This window comes from Enterobacter cloacae complex sp. OE43NF (genome assembly GCF_023544405.1).
GTDB classification, from domain to species: domain Bacteria; phylum Pseudomonadota; class Gammaproteobacteria; order Enterobacterales; family Enterobacteriaceae; genus Enterobacter; species Enterobacter cloacae.
Window position 1 is genome coordinate 82190 of the sequence record NZ_JAMJFW010000015.1, and the last position, 15402, is coordinate 97591.

Sequence of the window (15402 nt, forward strand, 5' to 3'; positions counted from 1 at the left end):
AGTCCTCTAAAATCTGTCCCGACGCTGCCAGAGCAGCAGCAGGAAAAACGGTCCGCCAATCAGTGAAATCACAATTCCCGCCGGTAACTGCAACGGCAGGAATGCCAGCCGCCCGACGGTATCCGCCAGCAGCACCAGCAGCGCACCCAGCACGGCACTGCCCATCAACAACGCGGTTTGCCCACCGCGCAGCATCAGACGCGCCATATGCGGCGCAATCAGCCCCACAAAACCAATACTCCCCACGCAGGAGACACAGGCCGCCGTTAACATCACCGGCGCGAGAACGCGCAGTAGGGCTAATCGTGCGGTGCGAACCCCGAGCCCCGTTGCGGCGTGGTTACCCAGCAATGCCACGTCAGCCGCGCGGGCGGTAAAGAGCAGTAGCGCAAACGCCGGGGCCGCCCAGGCTGCGGCGATACCGACCAGCGTCCAGTTTGCCGCGTGCAGGCTCCCCGCCAGCCACAGCATCGCCGTCTGCACATCGCGCACGTCGGCGGTGGTCATAAAGATCCCCATTGCCGCAGAGAAAGCCCATGACACGCCAATCCCAATCAGAATAAAACGCGGACGCGAGATATCGCGGGCCAGCGCCACCACCAGCAGCGCGGTAATGAGACCACCGGCCATCCCGACCAGCGGACGCCAGGCCAGCCCCAGCGCCGGGAACTGAAAAATCAGCAGCAGCACCGCCGCGCTGCAGCCTTCTTTCACGCCAATAAGCCCCGGATCGGCCAGGCCATTGCGGGTGATGGACTGCATCGCCGCCCCCGCCATGCCCAGCATCGCGCCGCTTAAAATGGCCATCAGCAGCCGTGGCAGGCGGATATCCATCACGATATAGCGCGCATCCGCCTCCAGGGGTTCTCCGGAGAACAGCGCGCGCCCGATGGCGGAAGTGGGAATGGGAAGCGAACCGTGCGTCAGGCCAAACCCCAGCAGGAGAATGCCCATTAGAGCGATAAGCGTAACGCGCGCCACTGCCGCCGGGCGTACCTGCCCGGAAAACGGCCCGACACGCCATGCACGCAGTCCGGCCCGGCTCATTTGAACATCCTTGATGCCATCAGGATAAAGAGAGGAGCACCCACCAGCGCGGTCATGATCCCGGTCGCCAGCTCATACGGCGTAAACAGCGTACGGGCCGCGATATCCGCCAGCAGTAACACCAGTGCCCCGCACAGGGCAGAAAGCGGCACCATCACGCGTAAGTCCACCGACACCAGACGGCGGATAAGCTGTGGCACGACCAGGCCAATAAAACCAATCGGCCCGGCAATGGAGACGGCTGCGCCGCAAAGCAGCGCAATCGCCAGCAGAGCCAAAAGGCGAGTTTTGAGCAGCGACACGCCCAGCCCCTGCGCCATCCGGTCGCCCAGGGCCAGCATATTGAGCGATGGCGACAGCCAGAGCGCCAGAGCGACCCCCACAGCGGCAACCCAGGATGCGCTGCGAACGATCTCCGCGTTAAGCCCGGCAAGATCTCCCGCCAGCCAGGTGCGCATGGCAAGCAGCGTCTGTTCATCCAGAATCAGCACCATGGCGGTAATCGACGACGCAAACGCCGACATCGCCACGCCGCATAAGATAATTTTCATTGGCGTGAGGCCGGTTCGCCCTGAAGAGGAGAACGTCAACACCAGCATAAACAGCGCGGCGGCACCGACAGCGGCAATCAGCGGGCGGCCAAACGGCAAGGTAAACCCAAGCGCGCTGGTCAGCACCACTGCCAGCGCCGCCCCCGCGTTAAGCCCCAGAATATGCGGCTCGCCCAGCGGGTTACGGATCACCGACTGTAACAACACGCCCGCCACGCCCAGCGCCGCCCCGGTGACCATGGCGGCAGCCAGCCGTATCAGGCGTAATCTGACAATCACGTTGTGATCGAAATTGCGCGGGTCGAAATGAAGCAAGGCCTGCACCACCGTCTGGGGAGCAATGACACGCGCACCGATACCCAGGTGGGCAATCGCGCCCATCACCAGCAGCAAGGCAAACAGCAGGAAAGCCAGTGACGTTCGCATCATAATTTTTCCGCCGCCTGGCGGAATGGCATAAAGAACGGCTTACCGGTCAGGGGATTAACCGACATATGGACATCGACATCAAACACCGCTTTGATGAGTTCCGGCGTGCAGACGTCGCCTTCATGCAATACCCCCTCGACTTTGCCCTGGCGTAAAAAGACCAGGGAATCGCCATAGTTGACGGCGAAGTTGAGATCGTGGAGCACCACCACCACCGTACGGCCATGCTGGCGGGTCAGGGTATGCAGCAGCTCGAGGATCTCCACCTGATAGCGGAGATCGAGAAAGGTTGTCGGTTCATCCAGCAGGATATAGGGCGTTTGCTGCGCCAGGGCCATTGCGATCCAGCAGCGCTGGCGCTGGCCGCCGGAGAGGCTTTCGACGGGCTGATGTGCAAACTCTGCCGTACCGGTCAGGTGCAGAGCCTCTTCAACGGCCTGCTCGTCTTCATCGCTCCACTGGCGCATAAAATTTTGCCAGGGAAAACGGCCGCGTGATACCAGCTCAAACACGGTCAGCCCTTCCGGCAGCAGCGGAGATTGCGGCAGGATCCCCAGCTGGCGGGCTACCGCTCTGGTTGGTTGCTCGTGAATGGCTTTGCCATCAAGCAGTGCGGCCCCGCCAAGTGGTTGCAGCAGACGCGCGATAGTGCTCAGTAGCGTGGATTTTCCACAGCCGTTCGCCCCTACCAGCACGGTCATTTTCTGCCGGGGGATCGCAAGGGAGATATCATCGACGATGATTTTTTTCTGATAGCCCGCGGAGAGGTTCTCAAGAACCAGCCCCGGTGTATGGGTGTTGTGCGCCACGTGAATGCCAACTTAATAAAAAATCGAACAAATAAAAATAAAACTCATTCTCTTTTGAAAGTTTGCCGCTGCGCCATGTAGTAGTCAAGGGGATAAACACCCTGATAAAGCCAGGGTTAAATAACAGGTACTACAGCGGCGCTTTTATTTTTTATTTAAGCTTTTTCAATGAATTATATGCAATTCACTTATATCAGGACGGGAGGTTTCAGGCTGTAGTCGATTTTTGCTTTTTTCCATTTACTACTACATTGCCGCATGATTGAATGATTCTCAATTACATGTTCGATGCCACACGGCTAACGAGCAGACAATTAAGGGCAATGACTCATACATTCTTCCGCACTCTTCATGCGCGGGATCTTTTGGGAAAACAGATGTAATGGCTACGTTCACACCTTCTCTCTCTGGGGTAAAAGGGCGCGCGCTCTTTTCACTGCTGTTTATGGCACCGCTGGTGCAGGCGGCCGACACCGCAACGGCTAACGACGGCGAAACGCTGACCGTCACCGCCGATCCCCATGCCGTGGCCGAGGCCACAAACGGCTATCAGCCGCTTAACACCTCTACCGCCACGCTAACCAACATGCCAATGCTGGATATTCCGCAGGTGGTGAATACCGTCAGTGATAAAGTGCTGGAAGATCAGCATGCTACTTCGCTTGATGAAGCCCTTTATAACGTCAGCAACGTGGTGCAGACCAACACCCTGGGCGGTACGCAGGATGCGTTTGTGCGCCGGGGATTTGGCGCGAACCGCGACGGGTCAATAATGACCAACGGTCTGCGCACCGTGCTGCCGCGCAGCTTTAATGCCGCGACCGAGCGCGTGGAGGTGCTGAAAGGGCCGTCCTCAACGCTGTATGGCATTCTCGATCCTGGCGGCCTGATCAACGTGGTTACCAAACGCCCGGAAACCCGCTTCGGCGGCTCAATTTCCGCTACCTCCTCAAGCTTTGGCGGCGGCACCGGGCAGATTGATGTCACCGGCCCGATTGACGGCACGCGGCTGGCGTATCGCCTGACGGGCGAGTATCAGGATGAAGATTACTGGCGTAATTTTGGCAACGAGCGCAGCACCTTTATCGCCCCGTCGTTGACCTGGTTTGGTGATGATGCCACCGTGACCGTGCTCTATTCACATCGCGACTATAAGACGCCGTTCGATCGGGGAACCATTTTCGATCTCAACACCAAACAGCCGGTAAACGTGGATCGTAAAACCCGTTTTGACGAGCCGTTTAACGTTACCGACGGGCAGTCCGATCTGGCGCAGCTGAACGCCGAATACCGTCTTAACAGCCAGTGGACCGCGAAGTTTGACTACAGCTTTAGCCAGGATAAATACAGCGATAACCAGGCGCGCGTGATGGCCTATGACGCCAAAACGGGTAACCTGACCCGCCGCGTGGATGCAACCCAGGGCTCGACTCAGCGTATGCACAGTACGCGTGCGGATCTGCAGGGGAACGTAGATATCGCGGGCTTTTACAATGAGATCCTGACCGGTGTGTCGTATGAGAATTACGATCTGCTGCGTACGGACATGATGCGCTGTAAGAACGTTAAAGATTTCAATATCTACCATCCGACCTACGGCAATCTCAGCAAATGCACCACCGTCTCCGCCGCTGATAGCGACCAGACGCTCAAACAGGAAAGCTACTCCGCCTACGCGCAGGACGCCCTGTATCTCACCGATAAATGGATTGCCGTTGCCGGGCTGCGTTACCAGTATTACACCCAGTATGCGGGCAAGGGCCGCCCGTTCAATGTGAATACCGACAGCCGCGACGAACAGTGGACGCCGAAGCTGGGGCTGGTCTACAAGCTCACGCCATCCGTCTCGCTGTTTGCTAACTATTCCCAGACGTTTATGCCGCAATCGTCCATTGCGAGCTACATTGGTGACCTGCCGCCGGAAACGTCTAATGCTTACGAAGTGGGGGCTAAATTTGACCTGTTCGATGGCATTACCGCCAACATTGCGCTGTTTGATATTCACAAGCGCAACGTGCTGTACAACGAAAGCGTGGGGGGTGAAACCATCGCCAAAACCGCTGGCCGCGTACGCTCGCAGGGTGTGGAGGTGGATCTTGCCGGATCGCTGACTGAGAATACCAATATTATCGCCAGCTACGGCTACACCGATGCCAAAGTGCTGGAAGATCCAGACTACGCGGGTAAGCCCCTGCCGAACGTGCCGCGTCATACCGGTTCCCTGTTCCTGACCTACGACATTCATAACGCGATCGGCGGGAATACCCTGACGCTTGGCGGCGGTGGACAAGGCGTGAGCCGTCGTTCAGCGACCAACGGTGCGGATTATTATTTGCCGGGATACTTTGTTGCCGATGCCTTTATGGCCTACAAAATGAAGCTGCAGTATCCGGTGACGCTGCAGGTGAACGTGAAGAACCTGTTTGATAAAACCTACTACACCTCGTCCATTGCGACCAACAACCTGGGCAACCAGATTGGCGACCCGCGCGAAGTGCAGTTTACGGTGAAGATGGCGTTTTGATGTAAAAAAGCCCGGTGGCGCTAGCGCTTACCGGGCCTACGATTGCTATGGCTGAGGCATCAGGCCTCAATATCCGCCATATCGCCTTTCTCCTGCAGCCAGTTGCGTCGGTCTTCCGAGCGTTTTTTGGCCAGCAGCATATCCATCATGGCGTTGGTTTGCTGTTCATCTTCATCGCTGATGGTCAGTTGAACCAGACGACGGGTGTTAGGATCCAGCGTGGTTTCGCGCAGTTGCATTGGGTTCATCTCGCCCAGCCCTTTAAAGCGCTGAACGTTTGGTTTGCCCTTCTTGCGCTTGAGCTGCTCCAGCACGCCCGCTTTCTCTTCTTCCGTCAGCGCGTAGTACACCTCTTTGCCGAGATCGATACGGTAGAGCGGCGGCAGCGCGACGTAGACGTGGCCGTTTTTCACCAGCGTGCGGAAGTGCTTCACGAACAGTGCGCACAACAGCGTGGCGATGTGCAGACCATCGGAGTCCGCATCCGCGAGGATACAGATCTTGCCGTAGCGCAGCTGGCTAAGATCTTCGCTGTCCGGATCGATACCGATCGCAACAGAGATATCATGCACTTCCTGCGAGGCCAGCACTTCATCGGACGAGACTTCCCAGGTATTCAGGATCTTACCTTTAAGCGGCATGATCGCCTGGTATTCACGGTCGCGCGCCTGCTTGGCCGATCCCCCTGCCGAGTCCCCTTCCACCAGGAACAGCTCGGTACGGTTAAGATCCTGCGCGGTACAGTCCGCCAGCTTGCCCGGCAACGCAGGACCGCTGGTGAGCTTTTTACGCACCACTTTCTTCGCCGCACGCAGACGACGCTGCGCGCTGGAGATCGCCATTTCCGCCAGCATCTCTGCGGCCTGAACGTTCTGGTTCAGCCACAGGGTGAAGGCATCTTTGACCACGCCGGAAACAAAGGCCGCGCACTGACGCGAGGAGAGACGCTCTTTGGTTTGCCCGGCAAACTGCGGATCCTGCATCTTCACGGAAAGCACGTAGGCGCAGCGATCCCAGATATCTTCCGCCGACAGCTTCACGCCGCGCGGCAGAATGTTGCGGTATTCGCAGAATTCACGCATCGCATCCAGCAGACCCTGACGCAGCCCGTTAACGTGCGTACCGCCGAGCATAGTTGGGATCAGGTTGACGTAACTTTCGGTCAGCAGCTCACCGCCTTCCGGCAGCCACAGCAGCGCCCAGTCCACCGCTTCGGTGTCACCGGTGAAATTACCGACGAACGGTTTTTCCGGCAGCGTCGGCAGGCCGTTTACTGCTTCGCACAGATAGTCGTTCAGACCGTCGGCATAGCACCAGCTCTGCTCGGTATTGTTGACGTTATCTTTAAACGTGATTTCCACGCCAGGGCACAGCACCGCTTTGGCTTTCAGCAGGTGCGTCAGGCGAGAAACGGAGAAACGTGGGCTGTCGAAGAAGCTTTCGTCAGGCCAGAAGTGGACGCTGGTGCCGGTGTTGCGTTTACCGCACGTGCCGACAACCTGCAGATCCTGCACTTTCTCGCCGTTTTCAAACGCGATGTTATACACCTGGCCGTCGCGGCGAACGTTCACTTCCACGCGCTTAGACAGGGCGTTAACCACGGAAATCCCCACACCGTGCAAACCACCGGAGAACTGGTAGTTCTTGTTGGAGAACTTACCGCCCGCATGCAGTCGGCAGAGGATCAGCTCAACGGCCGGTACGCCCTCTTCCGGGTGGATATCCACCGGCATGCCGCGACCGTCGTCGATAACTTCCAGCGACTGATCGGCATGCAGGATAACGTCGACGCGTTTGGCATGGCCTGCCAGCGCTTCGTCGACACTGTTATCAATAACTTCCTGGCCCAGATGGTTTGGGCGCGTCGTATCGGTGTACATCCCCGGGCGGCGGCGAACCGGCTCAAGCCCGGTGAGTACCTCAATGGCATCAGCGTTATAGGTTTGCGTCATGATTTAAACTAGCAATTCGCATTGATTGTCAGAGGCTGTGCAGTCCAAGAAAATCGACAATCTGGGTGAAATGATCTTCAAAGCCCGTGAAAGCATGGTTTCCGCCCTCTTCTATAGTCTGGCGGCAGGAGGCGTAATACGCCACTGCCTGGCGGTAATCCAGCACTTCATCACCCGTTTGTTGCAGCAGCCAGATCAGGTCCGGTGCTTCAAGCGGGTCGACCTGCATAACTTTGAGATCGTAAATATGGCGTGACTCTAGCACATATTGTTGGCCGGTGTAGGGGTTCTCGTTTTCGCCAAGAAAGTCCCGCAGCAGCTCAAACGGTCGAACCGCCGGGTTAACCACAACGGCGGGCAGCATAAAGCATTGCGAGAGCCATGTGGCGTAATACCCTCCCAGCGAGGAGCCCACCACGCCGAAAGATTCGCCGCCGTGTTCCAGAACAATGGATTCCAGCATCTCCGCCGCCTCTGCCGGATAAGGCGGCAGCTGCGGGATAATCATCTCAACGTGCGGATGATGCTCGCTCAGCCACTGGCGTAACTGTGTCGCTTTGGCAGATCGCGGCGAGCTGTTGAACCCATGCAGGTAGAGGAGCGTAGACATCAATAGCCTTCTGAAGCGGTATCGGGGCGGAATTGCGCGCCTGCCAGACGGCAGACTTCCGTGGTCAGTGAACCATCCGCATGCAGTTCCAGCCAGCGCCAGCCCGGCGCGATGGTATCCAGGGTAAAGTTCGCGCAGTGCGGCTTAAACTGAACGCAGGTCGACGGCGTCGCCAGCAGACGGCGGCCATTCCAGTCGAGATCCTGTTCCTGATGAATGTGTCCGCACAGCAGATTCTTCACGCGTGGGAATTTCACCAGCACGCTATCCAGGGCGGCAGAATTGCGCAGGCTGTGTTGATCGAGCCAGCTACAGCCCGCCGGAAGCGGATGATGATGAAGCAAAAGCAGCGTATGTCGCGCCGGTTCGGCGGCCAGTTTGGTCTCCAGCCAGTCGAGCTGAAACTCGCTTAACTCACCGTGCGGGACGCCAAACACCTGGCTGTCGAGCAGCAGGATCTGCCACTGCTCACCGGCAAACACACACTTCGCCGGAGAGATCCCCGCCTCCTGAAGAGAGCTGTACATCGCAGGCTGAAAGTCGTGGTTGCCCGGAAGCCAGACGCACGGCACGCTAAAGCTCGCGATGCCTTCAGCAAAATGCTGGTAGGCCGCGGAGGATTGATCCTGCGCCAGATCGCCCGTTGCAACGATCAGATCGCAGGCACGATTTTCAGCGTGAATAGCGCTAAGTACAGCCTGATAACTCTCCCAGGTGTTCACCCCCAGCAGCGTTTCATGCTTTTCGGCAAAAAGGTGAGTATCGGTGATTTGTAATATCCTGACTGGTGCCCCACCAGCAACAGTCAGGTTCAACAGGCTTTCCAAATGGTGTCCTTAGGTAGGTTTATGACGCTAACAAACCGGAATCGCCATTGCTCCATGTGCTAAACAATATCTTAGCCAGTCGGCTAAAAACTGGTTAATTTGATGCTTTTCGTCGCGTTGATGCAACTTTTTATTCGGGTAATCATACCGCGCTTTAAAACGAAAGATCTGCTGACTTGAACACACTTCAGCGACCATCGCGTCGTGGTAGAGCCGCACCGTCATTGACGGCAGGCTCCAGTAGCTAATGCTGGGTGCCGTTTGTTCGATTTCCACCAGCGTAGTGTAGCGCGTTGATTCTGTTATCGTTAATCGATACTGCGCGTTGCTCACCTGATAGCTTACCGTTTCGCCGGGTGCGTCGTTTCTCGGCAGCAGGCGGCGCAATTGTGCGAAATTGGTTTCGCACAGGCGCATCATTTCTGGGAAGTCAGGTGTATAACGCTTCATTTTTTCCACTCGTTTCGTAATGTCTGATAATGCAGTTGCAGCCATTGCAGGGCGATGACAGACGCTGCGTTGTCGATTTTCCCCTCTTCTACCCACTGGTAAGCCTGCTCCCGACTCACCACATGAACCCGAATATCTTCGTTTTCATCTGCCAGACCGTGGATCCCATCCGCGGTCGTGGCGTCCACTTCGCCCACCATGATGGACAAGCGCTCGCTGGTGCCTCCCGGACTGGCCAGATAGCTGAGCACCGGTTTTGTGCGACCAACGATCAGCCCCGCCTCTTCCAGCGCCTCGCGGCGGGCAACGTCTTCAACCGACTCGCCCTCTTCGATCATGCCGGCGACCATCTCCAGCAACCACGGGCTTTCACTGACGTCATACGCCGCAATGCGAATTTGCTCAACCAGTACGACTTCATCACGCACTGGGTCAAAGGGTAGCAAGACTGCTGCATGCCCGCGCTCAAAAATTTCGCGCCTGATTTCGCCGCTCATCTCACCGTTAAACAGGCGATGCCTGAAACGGTAAAGTTCCATTGAAAAAAAACCGCTATAAAGCGTTTCTCGTGCAATAATTTCTACATCGTTTTTGGCGAATGTCACGGGCAACTTATCTGGTTTTTGCATGAGTCGAGTCCTGGTAGCAATGGTGATGAAATTATGAATTTCAAGGCTGTTTGGCTGCCGTTTGCAAGGCTATATGGTAGATTGGTGCAAATTAACGCCACATGGCACATTACGCCAACCTTTTGGTGTGGATGATTCTGTTAGAATCGGCAATTATTTTTAATTAGATCAGCGCTAATACTGCTTCACAACAAGGAATGCAAATGAAGAAATTGCTCCCCATCCTTATCGGCCTGAGCCTGACGGGCTTCAGTGCAATGAGCCAGGCGGAAAACCTGTTACAGGTCTACCAGCAGGCACGTCTGGGCAACCCTGATTTACGTAAATCAGCGGCCGATCGTGATGCTGCGTTTGAAAAGATTAACGAAGCGCGTAGCCCACTGCTGCCGCAGTTAGGTTTAGGTGCAGATTATACCTACAGCAACGGTTTCCGCGACGCTAACGGCGTTAACTCCAATGCTACCAGCGCCTCACTGCAATTAACACAGACGCTGTTTGATATGTCCAAATGGCGCGCACTGACCCTGCAGGAAAAGAGCGCGGGTATCCAGGATGTGACCTATCAGACCGACCAGCAAACGCTGATCCTGAACACGGCGACTGCGTACTTCAACGTGCTGAGCGCGATTGACTCGCTCTCCTATACTGAAGCGCAGAAACAGGCAATTTACCGTCAGTTAGATCAAACCACCCAGCGTTTCAACGTGGGCCTGGTCGCCATCACTGACGTGCAGAACGCCCGTTCACAGTACGACAGCGTACTGGCCAACGAAGTGACCGCGCGTAACAACCTCGACAACGCGCTGGAATCTCTGCGTCAGGTCACCGGTAATTACTATCCAGAACTGGCTTCCCTGAACGTAGATAACTTCAAGACCGATAAGCCGCAGGCGGTGAATGCCCTGCTGAAAGAAGCGGAAAACCGCAACCTGACCTTACTGCAGGCGCGTCTGAGCCAGGACCTGGCCCGCGAGCAGATTCGTCAGGCGCAGGATGGCCACCTGCCAACCCTGAGCCTGAGCGCCTCCACCGGCGTGTCTGATACCAGCTACAGCGGTTCTAAAACCAACACCGCCCAGTATGACGACAGCAACCAGGGCCAGAACAAAGTCGGCCTGAGCTTCTCACTGCCGCTGTATCAGGGCGGTTTGGTGAATTCTCAGGTGAAACAGGCGCAGTACAACTTCGTTGGCGCAAGCGAGCAGCTGGAAAGCGCACACCGCAACGTGGTGCAGACCGTGCGTTCGTCGTTCAACAACGTGAACGCCTCGATCAGCAGCATCAACGCGTATAAACAAGCCGTTGTGTCTGCCCAAAGCTCCCTGGATGCAATGGAAGCCGGTTACTCCGTCGGTACCCGTACCATTGTTGACGTGCTGGACGCGACCACCACGCTGTATAACGCGAAACAGCAGCTCTCCAGCGCACGTTACCAGTACCTGATTAACCAGCTGAACATCAAGCAGGCGCTGGGTACGCTGAACGAGCAGGATCTGCTGGCGCTGAACAATGCGCTGGGTAAACCGGTCTCAACCTCGCCGGACAGCGTGGCACCGGAGAACCCGGAGCAGGTTGCTGCGGTTGATAACTTCAACGCTAACAGCAACGCCCCTGCTGCACAGCCAGCCGCTGCGCGTACCAACACCGGCAGCAATCCGTTCCGTCACTAAGAGTGTCATCAGGCCCACTGCGGCCTGATGCCCTCACCCCAGCCCTCTCCCACAGGGAGAGGGAGCATCTGAATCACACCCGAACGTAAGCCAACGTAAAGATCCCCCTGATTCCGACCCTCTTCGCTTCATTTTCAACCACTCATCCTCTATCCTGAGCGTTATAACCACTGGGTCCTGGAAGACAAATATGAAACGGACAAAATCCATAAATCACGCTTCGTTCCGCAAAAGCTGGAACGCGCGTCACCTCACCCCTGTTGCGCTGGCGGTTACCGCTGTCTTTATGCTGGCAGGCTGTGAGAAAAGCGATGAAACGGTCTCTCTGTATCAAAACGCAGAGGACTGCTCAGCCGCAACCGGTAACGCGGCAGAATGTAAGACCGCCTATAACAACGCCCTGAAAGAAGCGGAACGTACCGCACCGAAATATGCCACACGCGAAGACTGCGTGGCAGAGTTCGGTGAAGGCCAGTGTCAACAGACACCGGCTCAGGCGGGAACGGCGCCAGAAAATCAGGCGCAGGCTCAGTCCAGCGGCAGCTTCTGGATGCCACTGATGGCCGGCTATATGATGGGCCGCCTGATGGGCGGCGGTGCGGGTTACCAGCAGCAGCCGCTGTTTAGCTCGAAAAACCCGGCCAGCCCGGCCTACGGCCAATACACCGATGCCAGCGGCAAAGGCTATGGCGCAGCAACGCCTGGCCGCACCGTGACCGTACCGAAAACGGCGATGGCTCCGAAACCGGCTACCACCAGCACCATCACCCGCGGCGGGTTCGGTGAATCTGTGGCGAAACAGACCAGCATGCAGCGCAGCGCGACGGGCACGTCTACTCGCTCAATGGGCGGCTGATCATGGAACGAGTCAGTATCACCGAGCGCCCGGACTGGCGCGAAAAAGCGACCGAATACGGTTTTAACTTCCACACCATGTATGGCGAGCCGTACTGGTGTGAAGACGCTTATTACAAACTGACGCTCGCCCAGGTGGAAAAACTGGAAGCGGTGACGGCAGAGCTCCATCAGATGTGCCTGAAGGTTGTCGAGAAAGTGATCGACAGCGACGAGCTGATGGCTAAATTCCGCATTCCGAAGCACACCTGGGGCTTTGTGCGCCAGTCGTGGAAAACCAGCCAGCCCTCGCTCTATTCTCGCCTTGATCTGGCGTGGGATGGCGTGGGTGAACCTAAGCTTCTGGAAAATAACGCCGATACACCAACCTCTTTGTATGAAGCGGCCTTCTTCCAGTGGATCTGGCTGGAAGACCAGATGAACGCCGGAAACTTGCCGGAAGAGAGCGACCAGTTCAATAGCCTGCAGGAAAAGTTGATTGAGCGTTTCGCCGAGCTGCGTGAACAGCACGGTTTCAACCTGCTGCATCTCGCCTGCTGCCGTGACACGGAAGAAGATCGTGGAACCGTTCAGTATCTGCAGGATTGTGCTGCCGAAGCGGAAGTCGCCACCGAGTTTCTCTATATAGAGGATATCGGTCTGGGCGAGAAAGGTCAGTTTACTGACCTGCAGGATCAGGTGATCAGCAACCTGTTCAAACTCTACCCGTGGGAATATATGCTGCGTGAGATGTTCTCCACCAAGCTGGAAGACGCTGGCGTGCGCTGGCTGGAACCGGCATGGAAGAGCATCATCTCCAACAAAGCCCTGCTGCCGATGCTGTGGGAAATGTTCCCGAACCACCCGAACCTGCTGCCGGCATACTTTGCGGAAGATGATTACCCGCAAATGGAAAAATATGTCGTGAAGCCTATCTTCTCCCGCGAGGGGGCAAACGTCTCCATTATCGAAAACGGTAAAACGCTGGAAGCGGTTGAAGGGCCTTACGGCGAAGAAGGGATGATCGTCCAGGCGTTTTATCAGCTGCCGAAATTTGGCGACAGCTATACGCTGATTGGCAGCTGGCTCATCAACGATCAGCCAGCCGGGATTGGCATCCGCGAAGATCGCGCGCTGATCACGCAGGATCTGTCACGGTTCTATCCGCATATTTTTGTTGAGTAGAGTGCGGCCTGATGCCCTCTCCCACGGGAGAGGGTATAAACACTAAAAACGGCAACCGCAGGTTGCCGCTTTGCTTTTATTACCCCACCTGCACCGACAGCATACTCAAACTCCCCATCTCAATACCGTCGACCGGGATTGTCACCGGTTCCTGACCATCCCACGCGCCAAGAACGTACAGCAGCGGCAGGAAGTGTTCCGGCGTTGGGTTAGAGAGCGAACCGCCTTCGTGATCCAGATAGTTCACCAGCGGATGCTGCTCAACCGGGCCTTGCCAGGTCAGATTGTCTTTGACGTAATCGTTAAAGGACGTTGCCCATGGGTAAGGTGTATTTTCACCGTGCCAGCGCGCCGTGCGCAGGTTGTGTACCACGTTACCGCTTGCCACCAGCATAATGCCTTCATCACGAAGCGTAGCCAGCTTGCGGCCCATCTCCATGTGCCAGGCTGCCGGTTTAGTGCTGTCGATACTCAACTGCACCATCGGGATGTCAGCGTCCGGGTACATTTTTATCAGCACGCCCCATGAGCCGTGGTCAAAGCCCCAGGCCTCTTTATCCAGCGCGACCGGGACAGGTGCCAGCAAATTCACCAGCTTCTGTGCCAGCTCGGGCGAGCCGGGGGCCGGATAATGCGTGTCGTACAACGCCTGCGGGAAACCGCCAAAATCATGGATTGTTTTTGGCGCCTCCATGGCAGTTACGCCAGTGCCACGGGTGAACCAATGTGCAGACACCACCACAATCGCCTTCGGACGCGGCAACGTCTCGCCCAGGTGACGCCATGTGCGGGTGTAGACGTTGTCTTCCAGAACGTTCATTGGGCTACCGTGGCCTAAAAACAGTGCTGGCATACGTGAAGAAGTCATGGTGATATCCTTACAGAAGGTGTCAATTTGATGGTGCTACATTACGCTTAACACGACAAAGATGAACGCAGATAAGCGTGAAGATCATCATCAGGAAATTTGAATGTAAGGAATATGTAAAACAGAGGTTGCCCTCTCGCTTTGGCCAACGTGAATTATTAGTATTAATGAGAATCATTATCACAAGGAGCATTGCATGTCCGTCCCCTTGATCCTGACCATCCTGGCGGGTGCCGCCACCTTTATCGGTGCGATCCTCGGTGTGCTTGGTCAAAAGCCGTCTAACCGCGTGCTGGCCTTTTCACTGGGATTTGCTGCCGGCATTATGCTGCTCATCTCCCTGATGGAGATGCTGCCTGCCGCACTGGGCACAGAAGGCATGTCTCCGGTACTGGGTTATGGCATGTTTGTTTTTGGTCTGCTGGGCTATTTTGCCCTCGACCGCATGCTGCCCCATGCACATCCGCAGGATTTGATGCAAAAAAGCGTCGCGCCGGTGCCGCAAAAGATTAAACGTACTGCCATCCTCCTGACGCTCGGCATCAGCCTGCACAACTTCCCGGAGGGTGTCGCGACCTATGTCACCGCCAGCAGCAATCTGGAGATGGGTCTGGGTATCGCCCTGGCGGTGGCCTTACACAATATTCCTGAAGGGCTGGCCGTTGCCGGGCCGGTTTATGCCGCCACGGGGTCAAAACGCACCGCCGTGTTCTGGGCCGGGATATCGGGCATGGCGGAAATTCTCGGGGGCGTACTGGCGTGGCTGATACTGGGAAGCCTGGTTTCACCGGTGGTGATGGCCGCCATTATGGCCGCAGTTGCGGGGATTATGGTGGCGCTGTCGGTTGATGAACTGATGCCGCTGGCGAAAGAGATCGATCCTAACAACAATCCGAGTTATGGGGTGTTGTGCGGAATGTCTGTAATGGGATTAAGCCTGGTGTTGTTACAAACGGCGGGTATTGGCTGAACGGTTGCGCTTCCTTATTTGAGGGAGCGCAATTTCTTTTAATGTCA

The 15402-nt window shown here is 56.5% G+C and carries 14 protein-coding genes; 5 read left to right on the forward strand and 9 right to left on the reverse strand.

Features of this window, described 5'->3' with window-relative positions; translation table 11 throughout:
• Positions 1 to 6 precede the first annotated feature (6 nt).
• The 3 genes from M8370_RS09560 to M8370_RS09570 are packed head-to-tail and all read right to left on the reverse strand — an operon-like array spanning position 7 to position 2836.
• Positions 7 to 1047, reverse strand: a complete 1041-nt coding sequence (locus tag M8370_RS09560; RefSeq protein WP_213382570.1) for a FecCD family ABC transporter permease — start codon at positions 1045 to 1047, stop codon at positions 7 to 9.
• Positions 1044 to 2027 (reverse strand): FecCD family ABC transporter permease, encoded by a 984-nt coding sequence (locus M8370_RS09565; RefSeq protein ID WP_045902681.1) that lies wholly within the window; start codon positions 2025 to 2027, stop codon positions 1044 to 1046. Before M8370_RS09565 ends, M8370_RS09560 begins: the two co-directional genes overlap by 4 nt.
• On the reverse strand, positions 2024 to 2836 hold the full coding sequence (locus M8370_RS09570) for an ABC transporter ATP-binding protein (protein ID WP_045902680.1): 813 nt from the start codon (positions 2834 to 2836) through the stop codon (positions 2024 to 2026). The genes M8370_RS09565 and M8370_RS09570 overlap by 4 nt, the downstream gene beginning before the upstream one ends.
• A 382-nt stretch (positions 2837 to 3218) precedes the next feature.
• Between M8370_RS09570 and M8370_RS09575 the strand changes: the two genes are divergently transcribed.
• Positions 3219 to 5360, forward strand: coding sequence for a TonB-dependent siderophore receptor (locus M8370_RS09575; RefSeq protein ID WP_250020833.1), 2142 nt, complete (start codon positions 3219 to 3221; stop codon positions 5358 to 5360).
• A gap of 59 nt (positions 5361 to 5419) precedes the next feature.
• Here the strand turns inward: M8370_RS09575 and parE are convergent, their stop codons facing one another.
• The 5 genes from parE to nudF are packed head-to-tail and all read right to left on the reverse strand — an operon-like array spanning position 5420 to position 9828.
• Positions 5420 to 7312 (reverse strand): DNA topoisomerase IV subunit B, encoded by a 1893-nt coding sequence (gene parE / locus M8370_RS09580; RefSeq protein WP_013098740.1) that lies wholly within the window; start codon positions 7310 to 7312, stop codon positions 5420 to 5422.
• Between the two features lie 28 nt (positions 7313 to 7340).
• A complete protein-coding gene (yqiA, locus tag M8370_RS09585) occupies positions 7341 to 7922 on the reverse strand; it encodes an esterase YqiA (RefSeq protein ID WP_014833291.1) in 582 nt (193 codons plus the stop codon).
• Positions 7922 to 8749 (reverse strand): 3',5'-cyclic-AMP phosphodiesterase, encoded by an 828-nt coding sequence (gene cpdA / locus M8370_RS09590; protein ID WP_020689480.1) that lies wholly within the window; start codon positions 8747 to 8749, stop codon positions 7922 to 7924. Before cpdA ends, yqiA begins: the two co-directional genes overlap by 1 nt.
• A gap of 27 nt (positions 8750 to 8776) precedes the next feature.
• The gene (locus M8370_RS09595) at positions 8777 to 9199 is read right to left on the reverse strand and encodes a DUF1249 family protein (protein ID WP_003862516.1); all 423 of its coding nucleotides are present in this window, start codon (positions 9197 to 9199) and stop codon (positions 8777 to 8779) included.
• On the reverse strand, positions 9196 to 9828 hold the full coding sequence (gene nudF, locus M8370_RS09600; RefSeq protein ID WP_013098743.1) for an ADP-ribose diphosphatase: 633 nt from the start codon (positions 9826 to 9828) through the stop codon (positions 9196 to 9198). The genes M8370_RS09595 and nudF overlap by 4 nt, the downstream gene beginning before the upstream one ends.
• Positions 9829 to 10031: 203 nt before the next feature.
• On the opposite strand from nudF, the gene tolC reads away from it, so the two are divergent.
• From tolC to M8370_RS09615, 3 genes are all read left to right on the forward strand, one after another.
• Entirely contained in the window at positions 10032 to 11498 is a 1467-nt protein-coding gene (tolC, locus tag M8370_RS09605; protein ID WP_047023594.1) for an outer membrane channel protein TolC, read from the forward strand.
• A gap of 190 nt (positions 11499 to 11688) precedes the next feature.
• Positions 11689 to 12354, forward strand: a complete 666-nt coding sequence (locus M8370_RS09610; protein ID WP_013098745.1) for a DUF1190 family protein — start codon at positions 11689 to 11691, stop codon at positions 12352 to 12354.
• Between the two features lie 2 nt (positions 12355 to 12356).
• Positions 12357 to 13517 carry a glutathionylspermidine synthase family protein gene (locus M8370_RS09615; protein WP_029883040.1) on the forward strand — a complete coding sequence of 387 codons (1161 nt, stop codon included), beginning with the start codon at positions 12357 to 12359 and terminating at the stop codon, positions 13515 to 13517.
• Positions 13518 to 13596: 79 nt separating this feature from the next.
• Here the strand turns inward: M8370_RS09615 and ygiD are convergent, their stop codons facing one another.
• On the reverse strand, positions 13597 to 14385 hold the full coding sequence (gene ygiD / locus M8370_RS09620) for a 4,5-DOPA-extradiol-dioxygenase (protein WP_095454896.1): 789 nt from the start codon (positions 14383 to 14385) through the stop codon (positions 13597 to 13599).
• A gap of 196 nt (positions 14386 to 14581) precedes the next feature.
• Here ygiD and zupT point away from each other — a divergent pair, with 196 nt between their 5' ends.
• Positions 14582 to 15355, forward strand: coding sequence for a zinc transporter ZupT (gene zupT, locus M8370_RS09625; protein ID WP_013098748.1), 774 nt, complete (start codon positions 14582 to 14584; stop codon positions 15353 to 15355).
• Positions 15356 to 15402: the final 47 nt, after the last annotated feature.

What these genes read in the sequence shown, in the direction of transcription:
- M8370_RS09560 (WP_213382570.1), bottom strand. Translation starts at nt 1,047, where the DNA reads ATGAGCCGGGCCGGACTGCGTGCATGGCGTGTCGGGCCGTTTTCCGGG.
- M8370_RS09565 (WP_045902681.1), bottom strand. Translation starts at nt 2,027, where the DNA reads ATGATGCGAACGTCACTGGCTTTCCTGCTGTTTGCCTTGCTGCTGGTG.
- M8370_RS09575 (WP_250020833.1), top strand. Translation starts at nt 3,219, where the DNA reads ATGGCTACGTTCACACCTTCTCTCTCTGGGGTAAAAGGGCGCGCGCTC.
- parE (WP_013098740.1), bottom strand. Translation starts at nt 7,312, where the DNA reads ATGACGCAAACCTATAACGCTGATGCCATTGAGGTACTCACCGGGCTT.
- yqiA (WP_014833291.1), bottom strand. Translation starts at nt 7,922, where the DNA reads ATGTCTACGCTCCTCTACCTGCATGGGTTCAACAGCTCGCCGCGATCT.
- M8370_RS09595 (WP_003862516.1), bottom strand. Translation starts at nt 9,199, where the DNA reads ATGAAGCGTTATACACCTGACTTCCCAGAAATGATGCGCCTGTGCGAA.
- nudF (WP_013098743.1), bottom strand. Translation starts at nt 9,828, where the DNA reads ATGCAAAAACCAGATAAGTTGCCCGTGACATTCGCCAAAAACGATGTA.
- tolC (WP_047023594.1), top strand. Translation starts at nt 10,032, where the DNA reads ATGAAGAAATTGCTCCCCATCCTTATCGGCCTGAGCCTGACGGGCTTC.
- M8370_RS09610 (WP_013098745.1), top strand. Translation starts at nt 11,689, where the DNA reads ATGAAACGGACAAAATCCATAAATCACGCTTCGTTCCGCAAAAGCTGG.
- M8370_RS09615 (WP_029883040.1), top strand. Translation starts at nt 12,357, where the DNA reads ATGGAACGAGTCAGTATCACCGAGCGCCCGGACTGGCGCGAAAAAGCG.
- ygiD (WP_095454896.1), bottom strand. Translation starts at nt 14,385, where the DNA reads ATGACTTCTTCACGTATGCCAGCACTGTTTTTAGGCCACGGTAGCCCA.
- zupT (WP_013098748.1), top strand. Translation starts at nt 14,582, where the DNA reads ATGTCCGTCCCCTTGATCCTGACCATCCTGGCGGGTGCCGCCACCTTT.